Consider the following 19,358-nt stretch of genomic DNA (forward strand, 5'->3'; position numbering starts at 1 on the left):
CCGGTCAGCCGCGCAACCGCTTGCCCAGGGCACGTTTCACGGTGACGGACAGGGTGGCGCGCATGCCGCGCTGGGCCTTCTGGGCCGCGTAGAGCTCGCGGCGCAGCGTGCCGACCTCGCGGCGCAGCTCCACGGTGCTCTTGCGCCAGCGCGCGGCCTCGTCCCGCCACCTGGTGACCTGCGCGCGCAGCCGCTCTGACTCCTTGGCCAGGCGAGCCGCCTCGGCCTTGGCCTGGATCCTGGCTTTGTACGCGCTGCGCCGGCCGAGCAGCTCGCCGGGCTCGCGAGTGAAGGCGTGCTTGTCGCCGTCGACACGCTGGACGCCCGCGACGGCCTCCACGGCGTCGTCGAGCGGCTCGCCCGCCCGGGCGACGAGCCGGGCGCGGGCGAACGAGGACACGCGCTCCAGCCTGGCCGTCACCGCGTCGCCGGCCGGCTCGTCGAGCGCCACCTCGATCAGGCCGAGCCCTTCGACGCGGGCCAGGTCGAGCAGCACGGCCACACTGTCCTCGCCGGGCGCCCAGCCCGCCGGCAGGCGCAACACGAACGGGACGCGCGGGTCGACCTCTTCCGCGGTCGCGAGGCGTACCCGGCTCTCGTGCTCGTAGTGGCCGTGGACCAGCACCAGGTCGAGGTTGGGGTCGTTGAGCGGGGCGCGGCGGTCGCGGTCGAGCGCGTCCCACGGGCCGACCACGACGACGGACAGATCCACCACGGTCGACGCGAGCAGCGCGTCCACGCTGGTGCGGACGGCTTCGTACCCGGCCGTGCCGTCGACGACAGCGGTCACGTTGGGCACCTTCCACTCCCGCGTGGGGTGTGTCCGCAGCCACTGGTAGGCCGGGATGCGGTCGGCGACGAACGCGTGGCTGACCCGGTCGATGCTCTTCTGTTTGCGCATCCGCATGGTCGGCCCGAGGTGGTAGGCGCGGGCCCGCGGCTCGGGGATGAACACCGCTCCCGCCTGGTAGAGGCGGAATCCCATCTCGGTGTCCTGGCCGAGGATCAGGTCGTCGTCCATGGGCCCGGCCGCCTGGACGAGGCCGGCGTTGACGGAGGTGGCGCCGCCGACGTGCAGGCTGAACGGGCGCGGCGAGTTGGTGGTGAGACCGTCGGTGCGCTCGACCAGGCCGACGAGCCAGGCGTGCGGCGCGGCCGGCTCGAACGCCGCCTCCAGGTCGTCGGGCAGCACCTCGGGCAGCGGGGCCTCGGTGAACCTGATGTAGCTGGTCACCGAGAGGTAGGCGGCGGTGTGGTGCCAGCGCATGTGGGCCTCGGTCGCGCCCGGCGTCAGCACCACGTCGGAGTCGAGCCAGAAGATCACGTCGCCGGTGGCCTCGGCGAGCCCCGCGTTGCGGGCGCAGGCCCGGCCCGGCTTGTCGCAGACGACCAGGCGGGCCGCCGTGCCCCCGGGCAGGCGCAGCGGGGGCGAGGTGCCGTTGTCGACGACGATGATCTCCGTCAGCGCGGCCGGGTACGTCTGCCGCGCCAGACCCTGTAACACCAGGTCGAGCTTGTCCTGGGCGCCGTAGGCCGGAATGATCACGCTGACCCGCAGCTCGGGGGTGAACCGCTCCGGCGGCTGCAGTACGCGGTAGTCGTTGCCGCGCACGCGCCGCACGCCACCGTCCGGCACCAGATCTTCCGGGGAGTGCGGGAGGCCGGGACGATTGTCGGACATGCGCGTGGTGCTCCTCTGACAGTCGGCTCGGGGTGGCGGACGGCGCTTTACATTACGCCACCTTCCTGGCAAAACCCATCGGTCAGAACGCTTCCGCGGCGCGTCGGCCCAGGTCGTTCCTGCCAGCAAGCTCACAGGAACCCCGCTCCCGCCGTAGTGACCTCCCTCACAGACCGCCGGGAGCAGAACCTCCGGCCGCCTCCACGGCTACCCACAGGAGGTGACCATCACGGGCCACTGCGGCGGCGGCAAGAGGCTCAAGGCGGTGCTGTCCGGATTCAACGGCAAGCCGGCCCTGGAGAACATCCGCATCATCGAGGACGACCCGCGCGGGTTCAAGGCCAAGGCGAACCTGTCTCCACGATCGGCAACGGCGTCGGTCCCGTCTTCGTGGACTGCGGGGGGAGGTCGGCGTGACCCTCCTGGTCACCCACGTCTGAGCCGGGTCAGCCGAAGGATGTAGGCCGGCTTCATCAACCGGCAGGAAGCCCGCGCACCGCCGCTGGATCAGGACGGGGTTCGCGGCCAGCGCGCCGATCCAGCGGTCACGGTCGCCTGGCTCGCGCGGCCAGGAGGCCATGCCGAGCCGGGCGGCGACCGGCTCACCCGTGCGGGTGATGTCCCACGGTTCGAGGCCGAGCCTGGCCAGCACCTCGCGGATATCGCTCTCCGTCGGAGGATCGTCGAGATAGCGGCGCACGGTGTACGCGGCGGCCTCGGCGTCCAGGATCGACAGCGCCGAGCGGCACTTGGAACAGCCGGGATTGATCCAGATCTCCATGACCCTGATGATCCCCCATCCGCCGCCCGTCGTTCAGCGGCGGGGCACCGGGAGCAGCGCGAGGTGCTCGCTGGTCACCAGGTCGAACCTCAGGGCCAGCGAGACCAGCGCGTGGCGTTGCCAGTCGGCCTTGCCGTCGCTGCCCTGCGGGCTCTTGACGTGGAGTTTCTTCTCCGCGAGATAGCCGATGTGAAAGCCGATGGCGGTGCGGCTCAGGCCCAGGTCGGGGAGCCGTTCGGCGATCTCGGGGATGGTCGGGATGCGCGAGGTCGACGGGTCGCGCAGGCGCGGCTCGCACAACGCCACCAGGATGCGGAAGTATTTGGCGTTCTGGTCGAGAGGGTAGGCCACCTGCGTGGCCGCGCCGCCGTCGGCGCCTCCCGGCGGCACGTGCACGTGCTGCGGCGCGAAGACCAGGAACGACACCGTGCCGTCGACCGCGGGCAGGCTCACCCGGGAGAACTCGAACGAGATCGGCGCCCCGACGCGCCCCGGCTGCACCTTCACGAACTCCCCGCCGCCCTCGGGGTTCTCCACGACGTACGTCTTCGACGTGCTGAGGTTGGACAGCAGCCAGTAGTCTCCCACCGCGACGATCTTGCCGGCGCGGCGGGAGACCGCGGGGTCGTCCAGCACGATGTCCACCGGCGAGCCTGGGGTGCCGCGCCCGAAGAACGCCTGCTCGCCCGGCCCGAGCTCCAGAGAGTACGGCCGGTCGTCGGTCGGCGTGGCCGCCATCTGGATCAGGATCGTGCTGTGCATCGGAGGGACCCTACTCGTGTTCTGATAAAGGTGTCGAGGTCACGTCACGCGGGCAACGGCTTGCCGCCGGGGCCGCGGCATGTGCGCAGACCGGCGTCGGGCTCGTCGTTTCCGCCCCCGCGGAAATAGACCTCGCTCACGTAGCCCCACCGGTCGTTGTCGGCCATGGTGGCCGCCCACCAGTAGTTGTGGTAGCGGCCCAGCTCATGGCGGGCGCCGACCTTCTCGCACAGATACCAGTCGTTACCCGCGGGGTTGATGTACCCGACGATCGTGCCCTTCTTCGCCGACTTGTAGACCGGGATGCTTCCGCTCGGCGACCAGTCGGGGCAGTTCTGGACCTGGTAGCTGCCGTGTTTGTACGTCTTGCCGCACGGCCGACCGTCTCCGGCGGCCTGCGCGGCGGGTGCGACGGCGGCCAGGAGGCCCAGGGTGCAGGCCCCCGCGATCGCGGCCCGTCGAACAATCATGGTGCGTTCCTCCCCGTTTCGGTGTTGCAACCCGATCCTGGGCGCCACCTGGCGATCGCGTAAACCTGTCAGCTGCGAGGGGACATGGACGAACCCCGTGCCGATCGGCCATGATGAGCCGAATGACGGCTCCATCCCACGCAGGTCGTTACCGGATCGAGCAGCTCATCGGCGTCGGGGGGTTCGCCTCTGTGCATCTGGCTCACGATGACGAGTTGCGCTCGCCGGTGGCGGTCAAGATCCTGGCGGACAACTGGGCCCGCAAGTCCGACGTGCGCGAGCGCTTCCTGCAGGAGGCGCGCCTGCTGCGCAGGGCCGACTCCCACCTGCTGGTGCAGGTCTTCGACATCGGCGAACTCGACGACGGCCGGCCCTACTTCGTGATGACGTACGCCGACCGCGGCACCCTGGCGGATCGCCTGGCCAGCCGCCCGCTCCCCGTCGAGGAGGCGATCGGCGTGATGCGCGACATCTGTCAGAGTGTGGCGGTGCTCCACAGCATCGGGGTCGTCCACCGCGATCTGAAGCCGTCGAACGTGTTGTTCTGCTCCCGTCCCGGGGGTGGTGAGCGGGTGATGGTGGCCGATCTCGGCATCGCGCGGTCGACCGACCATCTGAGCGGGCTGACGCTGCCCGCGGGATCGCCCGGCTATCAGGCCCCCGAGCAGCTCTACTTCGACGGGGCGCCGGACGCGCGCGCCGACGTGCACGGGCTGGGCGCGCTGGCGTACCACATGCTCACCGGGAAGGTCCCCGCCAAGCCGGAGCACCGCGTGCCGCCCAGCGCGCTCAATCCCGAGGTGTCGGAGGTGGTCGACGTCGCGGTGATGCGGGCCCTGGATCCCGACCGGGAGGCCCGCTGGCCCGACGCCGCCGCGTTCGGCGCGGCCCTGAGGTCGTCCACCGTTCCCGAGCCCACTCCTCCGCCCGCACCGCGGGACGACGACGGACCACCCGAGGAGGAACCGCGCCACGACGGGACATCGCACGAGGGCCCGCGGCGGCCGGGGCGGCGTACGGCGATCGTCGTCGGCACCGGAGTCGTCGTCGTGGCCGCCGCGACCGTGACGGCCGTGGCGCTGACCGCGTCACCTCCCGTCGATCCGCCGCCCGAGCCGGGCACGACGGCCGGCTCGCCGGTCGCGTCGTCCACGGGCGACGCGACCGGCGGCTACCTGCGCGCCGACTCCGACATCCCCGACGAATACCGCGAGCTGATCGTGCAGGCCGGCACCTACTGCGAGCTGCCAGGTCTGAGCCCGGCCCTGATCGCCGCGATGCTCAAGGCGGAGTCCGGCTACGACCCCGACCTCTCCGACAAGGCCAATGACGAGTACGGCATCGCCAGGTGGACCCCCGAGGTGTTGTGGCACTGGCAGCCGGGCGGCCTCCAGCGTCCCAAGCCCTCGCCGCCGTTCAGCCCCGAGCTGTCGATCGTGTCCATAGGGCGGTTCATGTGCCGGCTCGGCCCTCAGGTCGGGAAGGTTCCCGGCGATCCCGCGCTGAAGCTCGCCGCGCTCTACCGCAGCGGCGTCGCCCCGCTGAAGCAGGCCAAGGGCGTGCCGGCGAAGTGGCACGACTACACCACCAAAGTGGCCCGCTACATGCGCGACTACCAGTCCAACTGACGCTCCACCCGGCCTGCGCGACTACCAGCCCGCCTGACGCTCCACCCGGCCTGCGCGCCGTGCTCAGGCCGGCGCACGCCGAGGACGCCAGGCCCACGCGCGGTCAGGGGGAGACGGCGGGCTGCGTCGTCCTGGCGTGCCCGCCCGGCGGTGCGGACGGCTGGCCGGTGACCGTGCTGGGCACGCGGATCTGGGACGGCGGCGGGGCCTGGCGATGGCCGGCGGTGAGGATGACCAGCACGCACAGCCCGGTCAGCACGACCACGGTGAGGAACACGCACACGACCTCGCACGCGGACACCTGGCAGGCGAACCGTTGCGGGTCCTGGCGGCACGGCGACGCGTTGAGCGCGTCGATGCGGTGCGCGAAAGGAGGGTCCTCCCGGCGGAGCTCCTGCTCCATCTCGGCCAGGGCCCTTCGCTCCCAGTCCGACAGGCTCATGGTCGGCTACAGGGCCGGAGGCCAGTCGCCGGGCGTGAAGCTGGTCACATCGTTCTCCCTCGTCCTGCCGGGGGGAACGTTCCTTCGCGCCGCCCCTGACGGGGCGATGCTGGTCAGCCGCCGCGCTCCTACCCTGGACGTTCGCCGCGAATCGCCCGTTACCGTTACCAGCCAGATCTCTTGCCATGTTTACGCCCGAGGGGCCAGGGCATGCCCGTGTTCGCCCGGCCCTGTGATCGCTGCCGGCTTCGTCCCGGCGGAAAGGAGTGGCGTGACTGTCCCGCACCGGCCACGCGAGGAATATCGCGGGCATACCGCCTGCACGCCTCCGCCCACCGGCCAGCTCTTCGAGATCGTGGTCCTGGACACCACGGGAGACGACGGCCGCGCGCGGTGGAGCACGGTCGGCTGGGGAGTCGACCGGGGCGACGCCGACGCGATCGCCAGGACGTACGTGACCCGGCAGCTCTGCCCGTACGAGGCGGTCCAGATCCGGCACAACGGGCGGCTGCTCGCCGAGCACCGGCGCTCACTCGAGGAGGCGGCACACCGCGAGCGGTGACGCACGGTCGCGCGGCCGTTCCGTCGCGTAATACCACGGTGTACGCTGATGTGCCGTCATATCAATCTGCGCATGCCTTGAGCGACATGGATGTCGCCATGCGTACCTCCAATCGGCAGATTCCGGTTTTCGGGAGGTACGTAATGCACCGCAGAGTCGCCCTGCTCTCCGCCGCCGCGGTCGTGGCCGGCGTCCTGGCGCCCGCGGGCGCCGCGCAGGCCGGCGCCGTGAGCGGCCCTGACCGCGACGGGCCCGTCAGGTGGTCGGCCACGGACTCGTGGTCGGAACGCAGGACCGTCTCGCAGTACTGGACCCGGCAGCGCATGCTGGCGGCACGCCCGCTGTCGTCGCCCGCGCCGCGGCGCACCGCCCGGCCGGAGCAGCCCTCCCGGGGCAATCCGTGGTCGGCCCGCGGCGCCTCGGCCGGCACCGGCGGGCGCGGTTCGTGGACCACGCGCAGCTCCTCCACCACACCGTCACGCGGCACGCCCTGGTCGGTGGCCGCCACGTCGGCCGTCAGGCGGCAGGCCGCGGTGCCGAACAGCCCCGGCCTCCGGTGGACCGACGCGGGCGCGGTGGTGCGCACCACCGGCCGGGTCTTCTTCACCACCGCCGACGGCCAGAACTCCTCCTGCTCCGGCACGGCCGTGACCAGCACGAACGAGAGCGTGGTGATGACCGCGGGGCACTGCGTGAAGCTGAACGGCCAGTTCCACCGCAACTGGGCCTTCGTCCCGGCCTTCGATGACGGGCGGCGGCCGTTCGGCACCTGGGTGGCCAGCCGGTTGCTGACCACCCAGCAGTGGAACGCACGCGAGGACATCAATTTCGACGTCGGCGCCGCCGTGGTCGCGCCGCTGCAGGAGCGGACGCTGACCGACGTCGTGGGCGGGCAGGGGGTGGCGTTCAACCAGCCGAGGATCCGTCAGATGTTCTCGTTCGGCTATCCGGCCGCGGAGCCGTTCGACGGTTCCGAGCTGATCTACTGCAGCGGGCGGTCGTTCAACGACACCGTTCAGACGCGGGACCTGGGGTTGCGCTGCAACATGACCGGCGGTGCCAGCGGCGGCCCGTGGTTCCAGGGGTTCGACGAGTCCACAGGGCTGGGCTGGCTGAACTCCGTCAACAGCTTCAAGTACAACTTCGCGCCGGACTTCATGTTCGGCCCGTTCTTCGGAAACGAGGCGATGGCCGTCTACCGCGCAGCCCAGAACACCAACGCGCTCTGAAGGGTGTTCCCGGCCTGGATCCGTTCCCGATCCGGGCCGGAAACGGCCCGTGTAGATCTTTTCCGCTCATCTTCATGTACAGGACAGTGGTGTTTATACTCCTTTAATGCGTTTCGTCCTTTTTGTCATGATCCTCGCTGCCTTGATCATGAGCCCCGCCGCGCCGGCAGCAGCCATCACCAACGGCATCGCCGACGGAAACGCACATCCCGAAGTGGGCGCGCTCATCGCGAAGGAGGCGAACCCCGACGGCTCATGGGCCTACTGCACCGGCACGCTCATCGCGCCCACCGTCTTCCTCACCGCCGCCCACTGCGGGGAGCCCAGGCAGAAGACCGCCAGGATCACCTTCGCCGACCGTTACCGGCCCGGGAGCACGTACTACACCGGGCGTTACGTACCGGATCCTCGGTACAAGGACGAATCAGCCCTGCACGACATGGCCGTGGTCCTCTTCGACAAACCCGTCCCCGGCATCAAACCCGCCCAGCTCCCCCGCGAGGGAATGCTCGACCGGCTCGAAGCCGAGGGCAAGCTGCAGAAGTCGGCCTTCACCCCCGTCGGCTACGGCTCGCTGAAGCCCACCAACAAGAAGCACGGCCCGCGATTCCACTACCCGGACACCCGCAACCAGGCCACCATCTCCTTCAAGAACCTCTCACGCCGGTGGCTCGACCTCTCGCTGAAGTCCGAACGCGACGGCAGCACGTGCTTCGGCGACTCCGGCGGCCCGAACTTCCTCGGCGGCCCCGAGTCGCACCTCCTCGTCGCCACCTCGATCAGCGGAGCCGACGACATCTGCCGGGGCACCAACTACGACTACCGCCTGGACACCCCCTCGGCCCGGAGTTTCCTCGACGAGTACGTCACCCTCCCGTGAACCGCGGCCACGCCGCCCCCACGGCGTGAGGAACCCCGGCTACCCCAAGTTCCTCCCGCTGGTACGACGTGAGCGGCGGCCTGCTCACGTCACGGGCCACCTGTGCGGCGCGCTCCTGTCCCCCATCCGGCTCAGCGCCCTGCGACGCCACGGGCGTGTCACCGTCCGCGGCGAGCGCGCCGTACAGGATGGGCAGCGCGCCCGCGGGTCGCCCGCGGCCCACACCGCCGTGCAGGATCACGTGGACGGAGGGCATCCGGTGCGCGTGAGTGTGCTCGGCGATCCGGGAGGCCGTCTGCGCGATGACGCTTTCGACGCCCGTCGCGGCTGGGATTTCCAGCTCCGGGCGTGACACACGAGCGGAACTACCGTTCGCGGGGCGCGCCGTGCGCGATGTCACGGATGTGCGGAGAAATGGGCCGCGGTCGCGGCGCTCCCGTGCGGCGCGCGTGTCCACCGGCGAACGATCGCACCATCCGGGGCCTTTTGGCGGGTTCAGTGTTGAATGACGCCTCTTTACACCCCGCACTACCTGTCTGCGCTAACTTGAGTAAGAAATGATCTACCGTGGAGGTCGGGGAAATGGTGGAGCAGGGGCGTAACGGACCCACGGGCATCGACGTCACCAGGCCGAGCGTCGCCCGGATGTACGACTACTACCTCGGAGGAAAGGACAACTTCGAGATCGACCGGGAGGCCGTGCGACAGGTCGAGAAGGCGATGCCCGAGATCCGCCGGCTGGCCCAGGAGAATCGCGCGTTCCTGCGCCGCGCCGTGCGCTACATGGCCCGCAAGGGCATCCGGCAGTTCATCGACATCGGCTCCGGCCTGCCGACCGTCGGCAACACCCACCAGATCGCCCAGGAGATCGTCCCCGACGCCCGCGTGGTCTACGTCGACAACGACCCGGTGGTGCTGCAGCACGGCCGCGCCATCCTCGCGACCGACGACAACACCAGCGTGGCCGCCGCCGACATGCGCCGCCCCGCCGACGTGCTCGGCCACCCCGAGACGGTCAAGCTCATCGACTTCAACGAGCCGATCGGCGTCCTCATGATCGCCATGGTGCACTTCCTCACCCTGGACGAACGCGGACCGATCATGCGCCAGCTGCACGACGCCCTGCCGTCCGGCAGCCACCTCACGGCCACCCATGTCACCACCGAGGCCCACTCCCCGGATGCGGTCGCCCAGATCGAGGCCGTCTACGCCAGGACGCCGACACCGATCTACTTCCGCGGGCACGGGGAGATCGCCCGCTTCTTCGACGGCTTCGACCTGGTCGATCCCGGGCTGGTGACCATCGACGCCTGGCGCCCGGACCCCTCCGACCCGGCCCCGCAGGCCACGAAGTGGCTCTACGGCGGCGTCGGCCGCAAGGCCTGACGCTCCGGAGATCCCCGCACCCCCTCCGGCCCGCATGTGAAACCATGCGAGCTTTACGCAGGTGCAGTATTGAAGAAATCTTCAATTGCTGACATTATCTCTTTCGCTCGTGTTCAACGGCTGGAGGTAGGGCGTGGAGGACTTCGCCGCCGGCGTACGGCGCAGGGTGAGCGACGCGCGCGCGGCACACCGGCTGGCGCTGGAGTCGGGTGACTTCTACGCGGCGCGCGTGCACGCGGCCGACCTCGAGGAGATGGTGCGCCTGGCCGAGGACCACGGGATCATCGTGGAGCCCGGCGGCGAAGGTTGACGCATGTCCGTTCCCCTATATCAGGCGAAGGCGGAGTTCTTCCGTACGCTCGGCCACCCCGTACGCATCCGGGTGCTGGAGCTCCTGCAGCAGGGGCCACGGTCGGTTCGCGACATGCTCGCCGCCGTCGACGTCGAGCCCTCCAACCTGTCCCAGCACCTGGCGGTGTTGCGCCGGACCGGGATCGTGACGGCGACCCGGGAGGGCGCCACCGTCGTCTATGTCCTGAGCAGCGGAGACGTGGCCGAGCTGATGCGTTCGGCGCGCCGGATCCTCACCGACGTGATCGCCGGACAGGGCGAGCTGCTGGCCGAACTCCGCGACGCCGAGACCCGGCACCCGCCCCCTGGATGACCCGCGACGTCACCCCCGGCGCACGATCGTGCCGCGCCGGCCCTCCACCAGCGCGGCTCTCTGCCGGCCGACGAACGTTCGTGCCGGGCTTTCCACGGGTCAACACGAGCTTCACCTTGTCGTACGCGGGCAACGACCTGCAAATTCGCGATTTGTCACTATTTACGGTGGATTTGTTCACTAAGGTCTGCCTGCATGGGAATGCCGATCAGTAACCCGGCGGGCCAGGGGGCGACCTGGGTGCCGCCGACCGACGTAGAACGGGCATTGTTCGAGGCCAAGTCGCGCGGTGACTGGGACGCGTACGTGAGCGTCCTGCTGGGTGTCGACACGTTCTCCTACAAGCCGAAGGACCGCGTCGACAGCCGCAAGCTGGTCGTCAACTGGCTGACGGAGCAGGGGCCGGAGGGCAAGGACTGCCTGGTCGTCCGCACCCGGGGCGAGCTGCCCCCGAGGCGGCTCGACGCCGTCGCCTGCGAGGTCAACCTGCCCTTCCCTCCCGAGGAGTGGTGGGGCGGCGAGCTTCAGGGGCTGCTGGTCAACCCGGGGAGCCCGTCGGGGACGTACTTCCCCGACGCCAAGCGCCAACGCCGGCACTGGAAGTCGCTCAAGAAGAGCGTCCCGAAGCGGGGTCACGACGCCGACCAGCTGCTCACCAGGTACACCGGCCCCCTGCACGGGCCGCTCGCCCACGGGCTGGCCTGCGGCGGGCACCTCGCCGTGCACAACGGGGTGATCTGGAACGAGGTCGGCGACGTCTACACCCACTACGAGGGCGACGTCGAGAGCCTACGGGAGTCCTGGGGCGTCACCGACCGCGGCGGCTGGCAGACGCAGGTCACCGCCCTGCTTGAGGGGCGCAACAGCCCGGTCGAGCCGGAGTTCCTGCTCCAGGTGAGAAACGACCTGGCCCGCCAGTACCCGGGCTCGCACCGCGACCCGTCGATGTGGCAGCAGGCGGCGGCCGGCGTGCTCGCCCAGAAGGGCATGGGCCCGCCCGGCATCGACGCCATGATGCAGCTGATCGCGCGGATCGCCCGCTACGAGGACCGGTTCCGCTCCGACGGCATCCTGCCGCCAGACGGGTACGTGACCTCGGCGCTCGGCTACGACTTCGGCCGGGCGGTGAACTTCGCGCGCTGGGGGCTCAGCGCCCGCTTCGCCGAGCCGTTCGAGGTGGAGCAGGTGGTGATCAAGGCCGGCGAGCTGACCCGGCAGGTGTACGAGACGTGGGAGTCGTTCTCCGCCGGCTACGTCCTGGGACGGGTGCTGCGCTTCGACGAGGAGGCGTTCGGCCACATGTACGACTCCGCGCTCACCCCGCACCGCATCCTCACCGGGGATCCCGGCAGCCCGTGGCGGAACATCCCGTTCGCCCTCGACGCCCCCCGGTAGGCACGGCCGGGAACCTTGAGTCGCCGGTCGGCATCCAAAATGTCCGGTTTACGGCCGGTCGCAGGTCTGGTCTCGCTCCGTCCGATGCATGAGGCTGGAGGAAAACCGGAGCCGAAGGAGATCGTCTCCTGAAGGAAGCGACGATCGCGACGTTCGGGGCGGCACTGCGCGACGCCAGGACGAAAGCCGGGCTGACGCAGGCGGAGCTCGCCCGGCGGGCCCGCATCAGCATCCGCGCGATCCGTGACATCGAGCTCGGCCGGGCCAGCCCGCAGCCGGCGTCCGCCCGGCGGCTGGCCGACGCGGTGGGGCTGGAGCCGCCGAGCGCGCGAGAGCCCGTGGAGCTGGAGGTGCTGAGCCGGTTCCGGGTCCGCGTCGGCGGCAGGTGGCTGGCCCCTGGGTCGATGAAGCAACGGTCCCTGCTGGGGCTTCTGGCGTTGCAGCCGGGCACCGCGGTGGGCTACGACGAGATCGCCGAGGTCCTGTGGGGCCCCGACGCGCCCTCCTCGGGCCGGCGGCTCATCCACACCCATGTCGCCCGGCTGCGCAGGCTCATGGAGCCCGGCCTGCCCCGGCCGTCGGCGGCGAAGGTCCTCATCGGCGTGCGCGACGGCTACCGGCTGTCGGCCGAGAACATCCGGCTCGACCTGGTGCGCTTCGACGACCTGGTGCACCGTGCCGGCCAGGCCGACGGCGGCGACGCGCTGGAGCTGCTTGACGAGGCCCTGTCGTGCTGGCGCGGCCGGCCGCTGGCCGACCTGCCGACCGCCCTGCACCACCATCCCGCCGCGGTCGCGGCCAGAGGGCGGTGGCTGGAGACGGTGACCTCCCATGCCGAGCTGGCCATGAGCCTCGGCGCGTACGGACGCGCGGTGGAGCCGCTGCGCGCGGGGACGGCCGCGGAGCCGCTGCACGAAGGGCTGCACGCCCAGCTGATGCTCGCGCTCTCCGGCTGCGGGCAGCAGGCGGCGGCGCTGACCGTCTTCGACCAGATCCGCGCCAGGCTGGTGGACGAGCTGGGCATCGAACCCGGCTACCTGCTGCGGGAGGCGCAGGCGCGGGTTCTCCACGGCACCCTTCCGCGCCGGGAGCACGGCACCCCCTCGTGGTGGCGGCCCGCGCAGCTCCCGCCCGACACCGCCGGGTTCGCGGGCCGCGCCAAGGAGCTGGCCTTCCTCGACGGGTTGCCGCGGGCCGGCGATCCCGTCGTGGTCGTCACGGGAATGCCGGGGGTGGGCAAGACGGCGCTGGCCCTGCACTGGGCCCACCGGATCGCGGGCCGCTTCCCCGACGGGCAGCTGCACGTGAACCTGCGCGGCTACGACCTGGCGTCGCCGCTGGAACCGGCCCAGGCGCTGGCGGCCATGCTCGGCGCGCTGGGAGTGCCCGCCGACCAGGTGCCGGTCGAGGTGGATGAGGCCGCCGCGCTCTACCGGACGTTGCTGCACAACCGGCGCCTGCTGGTGCTGCTCGACAACGCCCGCGACGCCGAGCAGGTGCGCCCGCTGCTTCCCGGGCGCACCGGCAGCCTGGTGCTGGTGACCAGCCGCGACCACCTGACCGGCCTGATCGTCACGCACGGCGCGCGCAGGCTCGACGTGGGGCCGCTCACGCAGGAGGACGGCCTCGCGCTGCTGGCGCGCGTCCTCGACCGCGGCGGTGACGACGCCGAGAGCGCGGCCGCCGCCCGGCTCGTGCAGGCGTGCGGGCGGCTGCCGCTCGCCCTGCGGATCGCCGCGGCCACCCTGGCCGAGCACCCCGACCGGTCCATCGGCGGCTACCTCGACGGGCTCGGCTCCGCCGGCCTGCTGGCCGGTCTGGCCGTGGAGGGCGATCCGCAGGCGTGCGTGAAGATCGCCTTCGACCACTCCTACCGCGACCTGCCCGCCGCCGCGCGGCGACTGTTCCGGCTGCTGGGGCACGTACCCGGCCCCGACGTGCGCGCCGACGCCGCCGCCGCGCTCGCGGACCTCCCTGCCGGCCGGACGGAGAGCCTGCTCCGCCTGCTGGTCAGCGCCCATCTGGTGGAGGCGCGCGGATCAGGCTGGTACGGCCTGCACGACCTGCTGCGCCTGTACGCCCGCGAACAGTCCCACGGCGAGGACGCCGACGCGGCGCTGACCAGGTTGATGGACTGGTACGTGCACACCGCCGACGCCGCCGCCGGGCTGCTCTACCCGGGGAAGGTGCGCCTGCCGATCGGCTCCCGCCCCGCCACGGCCGCCGCGTTCGGCGACGAGGCCGAGGCGGTGGCCTGGATGGAGCGGGAACAGGCCAACCTGGTGGCCGCCGTCCGCCACGCCGCCAAGCACGGACCGCGGTCGGCGGCGTGGTTGCTCGCCGACACCCTGAGGGGATATTTCTGGATCCAGTGGCCGGCACCCGGCTGGGGCACGACCGTACGCAGCGGCCTGGCGGCGGCCGCCGGCTCGGGCGACCTGCGTGCCCAGGCCGCCTGCCACCTCGGCCTCGGCGCCGCCCACCAGGCCGCCGAGCAGTACGCGCAGGCCGTCCGGCACTACACCACGGCCCTCGAACTGGCCCGCCAGGCGGAATGGTCCGACGGGACGGCGGAGATCCTCTACGAGCTGGGGCTGGCGCGCTGGTGGCTGGGCGCGACGCAGGACAGCGCCGACCTGCTCACCAACGCGCTGGCGTTGTTCCAGCGGACCGGCCGGCCCGCCGGCCAGGCCGCGGCTCTGCTGCACCTCGGCGTCGTCCAGCGGCACCTGGGCCGGCTCCGGTCCGCCGCGACCTATCAGGCCCGCGCGCTGGCCGCGTACCGCAGGCTCGGCTCCCGGCTCGGGCAGGCCCAGGCGCTCGGCAACCTCGGCATCACCTACCACGAGATGAGCCGGCCGAACCCGGCCGCGCAGCGCCTCGACACCGCGCTCAGCCTGCTGGAGCACGGCGAGAACCGGTTCGACCAGGCGTACTTCCTGTGCACCGTCGCCGCCGTGCACCGCGACGCGGGCCGCCTCGACGCGGCCATGGACGCCGCCACAGCCGCGCACGACCTGTCCCGCTCCATCGGGCACCACCCTCTGGAGGCCGACGCGTGCAACACCCTGGCCGGAGTGCACCTGGCGCTCGGGGACCACCGGCGGGCGCTCGACTGGTGCGGCCGTGCGCTGGAGCTGACCGGCGAGAGCGCCTTCCGCGCCCCGCGCGTGAGCGCGTGGCTCGGTCTGGCGGCGGCGCACCAGGACGCCGGGCGGCCCGCGGACGCCCTGGAACTCGCCCGGCTCGCGCTCGCCACCGCCTCCGCGGACGGGTTCCGGCTCCTGGAGGGGCGGTCGTGGGCCGCGATGGCCGGCGCCCAGCACGCGCTCGGCGACGCGCAGCAGGCGCTCCAGGACGCGGGCAAGGCGCTGGCGGTGTACCGGCTGACCGGTCACGCCCTGGGCGAGGCGCACATGTTGTCGCTCATCGGCTCGCTGGTGCGCGATCGGGATGGGGCGGAAGAGGCGCTACCGTACTGGAGGGGTGCGTTCGGGTTGTTCCGCGGGATGGGCAGGCCCGAGGCGGAGGACCTCAGGCCGTTGCTGCGCGGGATGGGGAGCGGCACCCGAGCGGCAGAACCGGGTGATCGCGAGCCGCCCGCCTGATCGTCCAAGCCTCCCCGTAAGGGGTGCTGACCTGCGACGACAACCGTCCGAACGGGCGGGTTCCGGCGGGCCTGGGCGGGTCAACATCTCGTCAAGCCGGGCTGGGTAGCGTCACGCTCGGTCGTACCTTACCTACCCTGAAAGCTTCACAAAAAGGACACCTTGCCATGAAGCTACGGATCTCGATTGCGCGCCCTGGACGCGACCGGCCGGAGACGGGGTGATGCCGGCGGAACTACGCGACACCGCCCACGCCGGCCTGACTCTGGGGTCGCTGCTGCGAGCCTGGCGCGAGCGTGCGCTGCTGACCCAGGAGCAGCTGGCCGAGCGCACAGGCCTGAGCGTGCGCACCATCCGCCGCCTGGAGCTCGACGCACCGCAACGCCCGCGCAACACGTCCGTGCACCTGCTCGCCGAGGCGCTGGGCCTGGACGCGGGCGAACAGGCGCGGTTGTACGAGGCGGCGCGCCAGATCCAGCCCGGCGCCGCCCCCCTGACCAGCACCAGCACCGAAACCAGCACCGGCACCGGCCCCGGGGACGCGCCGCCGCCGCCTGTGGCGACCGTGCCGCGGCAACTGCCGCCCAACGCCGCTCATTTCGTCGGCCGGCGCAAGGAGCTCGGCGCGCTGGACGACGTCCTCGCCGGCGACGGATCCCCCGCGGAGCCCCACCCCAAAGTGCTGGTCATCGTCGGCAGCGCGGGCATCGGCAAGACCACGCTCGCGGTCCAGTGGTGCACGACGGTCGCGCAGGCGTTCCCCGACGGGCAGCTCTACGTCAACCTCAGGGGCTTCGGCACGCTCGAACCCCTGGAGCCGATCAGCGCGCTGAACACGCTCCTGCGCGGCCTGGGCGTGCCCCCCGAGGAGATCCCCGAGGAGCCGGCCGCCGCCTCGGCGCTGTTCCGCACCCGTACGGCGGGCCGGCGGCTGCTCGTGTTGCTGGACAACGCGCTGAGCAGCGAGCAGGTCCGTCCCCTCCTGCCGGCCGGCGGCTGCGTCGTCGTGGTCACCAGCCGCGACCAGTTGCGCAGCCTGGCCGCCAGGGACGCCACCGCCCGCATCTGCCTGCCCCCGCTCGACCTGCGGGAGTCGGTGGCGCTGCTCGGCATCCTCACGGGCCGGGCCACGATCACCGGCGACGACGCCGCCGTACAGGAGCTCGCCCGGCTGTGCGACCACTCGCCGCTCGCGCTGCGGATCATCGCGGAGCGCATCGCCAGGCAGCCGGAGATCCCCCTGTCGGAGATCGCCGACGAGATCGCCCGCGACCACGAGCGGCTCGAATCCTTCCACGGCGGCGACGACGCCTACTCCGACCTGCGTACCGTGCTGTCCTGGTCCTACCAGCGCCTCGACCGGGACACCCAGTGGATCCTGCGCGCGGTGGCCGGGCTCTATCCCGGCGTCGACTTCGGGCTGGCGGCGGCGAGCGCCCTGTCAGGGCTGCCCACGCGGCAGGCGCGCCGCCACCTGGACCGGCTGGTGTCCACCCACCTCGTCGAGCATCAGGGCCGCGACCGCTACCACGTGCACGACCTGGTGCGCGCCTACGCCGCGGCCGAGAGCCACCGCCTCGACCCGCCCTCGGCCCGCGAGGCCGCGGTCGCCCGGCTGCTGACGTGGTTCATCCACTGCCTGTACGCCGCCGACACCGCCTTCGCGCCCGACCGCATGCGCGCGCCGATGGTGCGGCTGGCCGAGCTGGACGCGCCCGCGGAGCCCGTCGCCTTCCCCGACCTGCCGGCGGCCCTGCGCTGGTGCGAGCTGGAACACCAGACGCTCACCGCGCTGCCCGCGTGGGCATGCGCCAACGACGCCCCGCTCGCAGCGTGCCAGATCGCCTACCTGACGGAGAGCTTCCTGGCCCACTACAAGCGCTACCACGAGCTGCTCGACAGCCACAAAGCCGCCATGAAGGCCGTGCCGCTGATCGGCAACCCCCAGCTGGCCGGCCACCTGCTCAGCGCGATGGGCAACACCTGCACCGAGCTCCTGCTCTCCGAGGAGGCGAACCGCTGCTACCGCCAGGCGACGCTGGCGTTCCGAGAGTGCGGCGACCGGCGCGGCGAGGCGAAGGTCATGGGCAACCTGGCCATGGTCTCCGTCGACCAGCAGGACTACCGCACGGCCCGGGCGCAGTGCGAGCAGGCGCTGACCCTGGCCGCCGAAGCCGGATACGAGCGCGGGCGGGCCCACGTCCTCGACACGCTCGGCGAGGCCCACTTCGGCCTGGGCCACTACGCCGCGGCGATCGAGTGCTGGCGGCAGGCGCTCGGCATCAACCGCAGCAGCGGCGCGCTCTTCGTCCAGGCCACCAACCTCACCAACCTGGGCCGTGCCCACGCCGCCTCCGGCGACCACGCCGGCGCCATCAGGAACCACCTGGAGGCGATCTCCATCGCCCGCTCGATCAGGAGCGCGCGAGGGGAGGCGGCGGCCCAGCTCAACCTGGGCTTCGCCTACCGCGCCGGAGGGAACATGCGAGCGGCGGAGGTCGCCTGGCGGCAAGCGTTCGACATGTTCACGGAGCTCGGCGACACCAAGGCCGCGGATGCCTGGGCCGAGCTCCGAGAACTTCGCGAACTTCGCGGGTTCCGCGAGTTCCGGCGCAGCGCGGGGTGACGGCCACACCGCCGGTCCAGGCGGGATGGCCACTACTCCGCCGCTCCGGGCGGGATGGCCGCTGCACCGCCGGCGGTTCGGCCGAAGCGTGGGCGGATGACCGCCGGCCGCCGGTGGGTTCAGGCGGCGTGCTCGGCCCGGTCGGCCTCCTCCTTGGTCTTGTGCACGGCCCCGTCGGCGTGTTCCGGCGGGCCGTACACGGTGTAGAGGACCAGCGGGTTCACGCCGGTGTTGACGAAGTTGTGCCGGGTCCCGGCGGGGACGGCCACCAGATCGCCCTGCCGTACCTCCCTGGTCTCGCCGCCCACCCGGGCCTCGCCCACGCCGGAGACGAACGTCAGGATCTGGTCGATGCCCTCGTGGACCTCATCGCCGATCTCGCCGCCCGGCGGGACCGTCATGATCACCAACTGGCTCTTCTCCCCCGTCCACAACACACGGCGGAAGTCGGCGCTCTCCTCGGCGACGGTCGCGATGGTGAAATGGTGCACGGTCAGCTCCTGCTCTCGGGGTTCGTACGGGCTCTCCTCCTGCCTGATCGCGGGGCCCGGTAAACCTCATCGCCGCAATCGCCATGCCCAGGCACTCACCCGAACCGCGAGTGGCCGCCTAACCGTCCGCGAGGCGGTGCCGCCGAAGAACTCCACCGTGTCGGTGCACCACGACGCGCCGCAGCCGTTCTTCGGCCGGGTCCTGAGGATCTGCCCGGTGCCCTGTTGGTCGCCGATCGCCTTCACGAGGCGTACGTCCACCTTGCCCTCGTTGGCGTTCTCGGTGGTGAATTCGCCGGTGGACTTGACGTACTGATAGACGGCGTCGTTCGTGGTGACCCACAGCCTGCCCTTGTCGCCGAAGACCGGGGGCCAGGTCATGGCCGCCCTTCTTGCCGGGCAGCGCCACCCGGTGCGTCTCCGTCAGGGTCGGGCGCGCGGAGGTGCCGCCGACCTTGAGCGACACCAGGTCGTCATCGCCGAGCGCCTCAGAGCAGCCGGCTCACCCGGTCCCAGAGCACGCCGTGCCCGCCGGGCGCTTGAACTCCGCCACCCCGATGAACCCTCCGTCGTCCACCGCGAGCACCGACTTGCCGCCGCTCTGACGAGGACCGCCGTGGCGGAGCCGGGCATCCGCGATCGCCCCCGAGCACTGCGTGCAGTCGTCCGGCTCGGCCTCGGGAAACCCCGTTCTTCGCGGACGGCTTCCCCTTCCACTTCAGCGCGTCCGGGTCCCACGACGAGTTGTGGGAG

Annotated in this window: 18 protein-coding genes and 1 pseudogene; 11 read left to right on the forward strand and 8 right to left on the reverse strand. The window is 71.6% G+C overall.

Features of this window, described 5'->3' with window-relative positions; translation table 11 throughout:
* Window positions 1-4: 4 nt before the first annotated feature.
* The 4 genes from E1294_RS01520 to E1294_RS01540 all read right to left on the reverse strand — a co-directional run bounded on the left by E1294_RS01520 (window position 5) and on the right by E1294_RS01540 (window position 3,694).
* Window positions 5-1,681, reverse strand: coding sequence for a glycosyltransferase family 2 protein (locus tag E1294_RS01520; RefSeq protein ID WP_165977025.1), 1,677 nt, complete (start codon window positions 1,679-1,681; stop codon window positions 5-7).
* 166 nt (window positions 1,682-1,847) lie between these two features.
* Window positions 1,848-2,462 (reverse strand): thioredoxin domain-containing protein, encoded by a 615-nt coding sequence (locus tag E1294_RS54270; RefSeq protein ID WP_220447495.1) that lies wholly within the window; start codon window positions 2,460-2,462, stop codon window positions 1,848-1,850.
* A 33-nt stretch (window positions 2,463-2,495) separates the two neighbouring features.
* Window positions 2,496-3,224, reverse strand: coding sequence for an FHA domain-containing protein (locus E1294_RS01535; RefSeq protein WP_220447496.1), 729 nt, complete (start codon window positions 3,222-3,224; stop codon window positions 2,496-2,498).
* 44 nt (window positions 3,225-3,268) lie between these two features.
* Window positions 3,269-3,694: a hypothetical protein gene (locus E1294_RS01540; RefSeq protein ID WP_132503802.1), complete on the reverse strand. Its 426-nt coding sequence runs from the start codon at window positions 3,692-3,694 to the stop codon at window positions 3,269-3,271.
* Window positions 3,695-3,816: 122 nt separating this feature from the next.
* Here E1294_RS01540 and E1294_RS01545 point away from each other — a divergent pair, with 122 nt between their 5' ends.
* Window positions 3,817-5,322, forward strand: a complete 1,506-nt coding sequence (locus E1294_RS01545) for a serine/threonine-protein kinase (protein WP_165977026.1) — start codon at window positions 3,817-3,819, stop codon at window positions 5,320-5,322.
* Window positions 5,323-5,425: 103 nt separating this feature from the next.
* Here the strand turns inward: E1294_RS01545 and E1294_RS01550 are convergent, their stop codons facing one another.
* The gene (locus E1294_RS01550) at window positions 5,426-5,764 is read right to left on the reverse strand and encodes a DUF3040 domain-containing protein (protein ID WP_132503804.1); all 339 of its coding nucleotides are present in this window, start codon (window positions 5,762-5,764) and stop codon (window positions 5,426-5,428) included.
* A 271-nt stretch (window positions 5,765-6,035) separates the two neighbouring features.
* Between E1294_RS01550 and E1294_RS01555 the strand changes: the two genes are divergently transcribed.
* The 3 genes from E1294_RS01555 (at window position 6,036) to E1294_RS01565 (ending at window position 8,435) form a co-directional block, all read left to right on the forward strand.
* A complete protein-coding gene (locus tag E1294_RS01555) occupies window positions 6,036-6,326 on the forward strand; it encodes a hypothetical protein (protein WP_132503805.1) in 291 nt (96 codons plus the stop codon).
* Window positions 6,327-6,469: 143 nt separating this feature from the next.
* A complete protein-coding gene (locus E1294_RS01560) occupies window positions 6,470-7,555 on the forward strand; it encodes a trypsin-like serine peptidase (RefSeq protein ID WP_132503806.1) in 1,086 nt (361 codons plus the stop codon).
* A gap of 127 nt (window positions 7,556-7,682) precedes the next feature.
* Window positions 7,683-8,435: a S1 family peptidase gene (locus tag E1294_RS01565; protein WP_165977027.1), complete on the forward strand. Its 753-nt coding sequence runs from the start codon at window positions 7,683-7,685 to the stop codon at window positions 8,433-8,435.
* Here E1294_RS01565 and E1294_RS01570 read toward each other — a convergent pair.
* Window positions 8,422-8,790 carry a hypothetical protein gene (locus E1294_RS01570; protein WP_132503808.1) on the reverse strand — a complete coding sequence of 123 codons (369 nt, stop codon included), beginning with the start codon at window positions 8,788-8,790 and terminating at the stop codon, window positions 8,422-8,424. The genes E1294_RS01565 and E1294_RS01570 overlap by 14 nt on opposite strands.
* A gap of 212 nt (window positions 8,791-9,002) precedes the next feature.
* On the opposite strand from E1294_RS01570, the gene E1294_RS01575 reads away from it, so the two are divergent.
* The 7 genes and pseudogenes from E1294_RS01575 to E1294_RS01600 all read left to right on the forward strand — a co-directional run bounded on the left by E1294_RS01575 (window position 9,003) and on the right by E1294_RS01600 (window position 18,114).
* Window positions 9,003-9,821 (forward strand): SAM-dependent methyltransferase, encoded by an 819-nt coding sequence (locus E1294_RS01575; protein WP_246082751.1) that lies wholly within the window; start codon window positions 9,003-9,005, stop codon window positions 9,819-9,821.
* Between the two features lie 133 nt (window positions 9,822-9,954).
* On the forward strand, window positions 9,955-10,131 hold the full coding sequence (locus E1294_RS52315; RefSeq protein ID WP_165977028.1) for a hypothetical protein: 177 nt from the start codon (window positions 9,955-9,957) through the stop codon (window positions 10,129-10,131).
* A gap of 3 nt (window positions 10,132-10,134) precedes the next feature.
* Entirely contained in the window at window positions 10,135-10,485 is a 351-nt protein-coding gene (locus tag E1294_RS01580; protein WP_132503809.1) for an ArsR/SmtB family transcription factor, read from the forward strand.
* 195 nt (window positions 10,486-10,680) lie between these two features.
* The gene (locus E1294_RS01585; RefSeq protein ID WP_132503810.1) at window positions 10,681-11,880 is read left to right on the forward strand and encodes a DUF1266 domain-containing protein; all 1,200 of its coding nucleotides are present in this window, start codon (window positions 10,681-10,683) and stop codon (window positions 11,878-11,880) included.
* Between the two features lie 164 nt (window positions 11,881-12,044).
* Window positions 12,045-12,200, forward strand: a pseudogene (locus tag E1294_RS57910) (helix-turn-helix transcriptional regulator); the annotation flags it as partial.
* 84 nt (window positions 12,201-12,284) lie between these two features.
* Window positions 12,285-15,488, forward strand: a complete 3,204-nt coding sequence (locus E1294_RS01595) for an AfsR/SARP family transcriptional regulator (protein ID WP_132503811.1) — start codon at window positions 12,285-12,287, stop codon at window positions 15,486-15,488.
* Between the two features lie 223 nt (window positions 15,489-15,711).
* A complete protein-coding gene (locus E1294_RS01600; protein ID WP_132503812.1) occupies window positions 15,712-18,114 on the forward strand; it encodes a tetratricopeptide repeat protein in 2,403 nt (800 codons plus the stop codon).
* Window positions 18,115-18,233: 119 nt separating this feature from the next.
* Here E1294_RS01600 and E1294_RS01605 read toward each other — a convergent pair whose 3' ends face one another.
* Window positions 18,234-18,605, reverse strand: a complete 372-nt coding sequence (locus E1294_RS01605; RefSeq protein ID WP_132503813.1) for a cupin domain-containing protein — start codon at window positions 18,603-18,605, stop codon at window positions 18,234-18,236.
* Between the two features lie 66 nt (window positions 18,606-18,671).
* The gene (locus E1294_RS01610; protein WP_132503814.1) at window positions 18,672-18,986 is read right to left on the reverse strand and encodes a hypothetical protein; all 315 of its coding nucleotides are present in this window, start codon (window positions 18,984-18,986) and stop codon (window positions 18,672-18,674) included.
* Window positions 18,987-19,358: the final 372 nt, after the last annotated feature.

Origin of the sequence: Nonomuraea diastatica (assembly GCF_004349015.1) — a bacterium.
In the GTDB taxonomy this organism is placed as follows: Bacteria; Actinomycetota; Actinomycetes; order Streptosporangiales; family Streptosporangiaceae; genus Nonomuraea; species Nonomuraea diastatica.

Coding starts and splice junctions, on each gene's coding strand:
- E1294_RS01550 (WP_132503804.1), bottom strand. CDS start 5,764: ATGAGCCTGTCGGACTGGGAGCGAAGGGCCCTGGCCGAGATGGAGCAG.
- E1294_RS01540 (WP_132503802.1), bottom strand. CDS start 3,694: ATGATTGTTCGACGGGCCGCGATCGCGGGGGCCTGCACCCTGGGCCTC.
- E1294_RS01595 (WP_132503811.1), top strand. CDS start 12,285: ATGAAGCAACGGTCCCTGCTGGGGCTTCTGGCGTTGCAGCCGGGCACC.
- E1294_RS01610 (WP_132503814.1), bottom strand. CDS start 18,986: ATGACCTGGCCCCCGGTCTTCGGCGACAAGGGCAGGCTGTGGGTCACC.
- E1294_RS01600 (WP_132503812.1), top strand. CDS start 15,712: ATGCCGGCGGAACTACGCGACACCGCCCACGCCGGCCTGACTCTGGGG.
- E1294_RS01585 (WP_132503810.1), top strand. CDS start 10,681: ATGGGAATGCCGATCAGTAACCCGGCGGGCCAGGGGGCGACCTGGGTG.
- E1294_RS54270 (WP_220447495.1), bottom strand. CDS start 2,462: ATGGAGATCTGGATCAATCCCGGCTGTTCCAAGTGCCGCTCGGCGCTG.
- E1294_RS01560 (WP_132503806.1), top strand. CDS start 6,470: ATGCACCGCAGAGTCGCCCTGCTCTCCGCCGCCGCGGTCGTGGCCGGC.
- E1294_RS01520 (WP_165977025.1), bottom strand. CDS start 1,681: ATGTCCGACAATCGTCCCGGCCTCCCGCACTCCCCGGAAGATCTGGTG.
- E1294_RS01535 (WP_220447496.1), bottom strand. CDS start 3,224: ATGCACAGCACGATCCTGATCCAGATGGCGGCCACGCCGACCGACGAC.
- E1294_RS01545 (WP_165977026.1), top strand. CDS start 3,817: ATGACGGCTCCATCCCACGCAGGTCGTTACCGGATCGAGCAGCTCATC.
- E1294_RS01565 (WP_165977027.1), top strand. CDS start 7,683: ATGATCCTCGCTGCCTTGATCATGAGCCCCGCCGCGCCGGCAGCAGCC.
- E1294_RS01580 (WP_132503809.1), top strand. CDS start 10,135: ATGTCCGTTCCCCTATATCAGGCGAAGGCGGAGTTCTTCCGTACGCTC.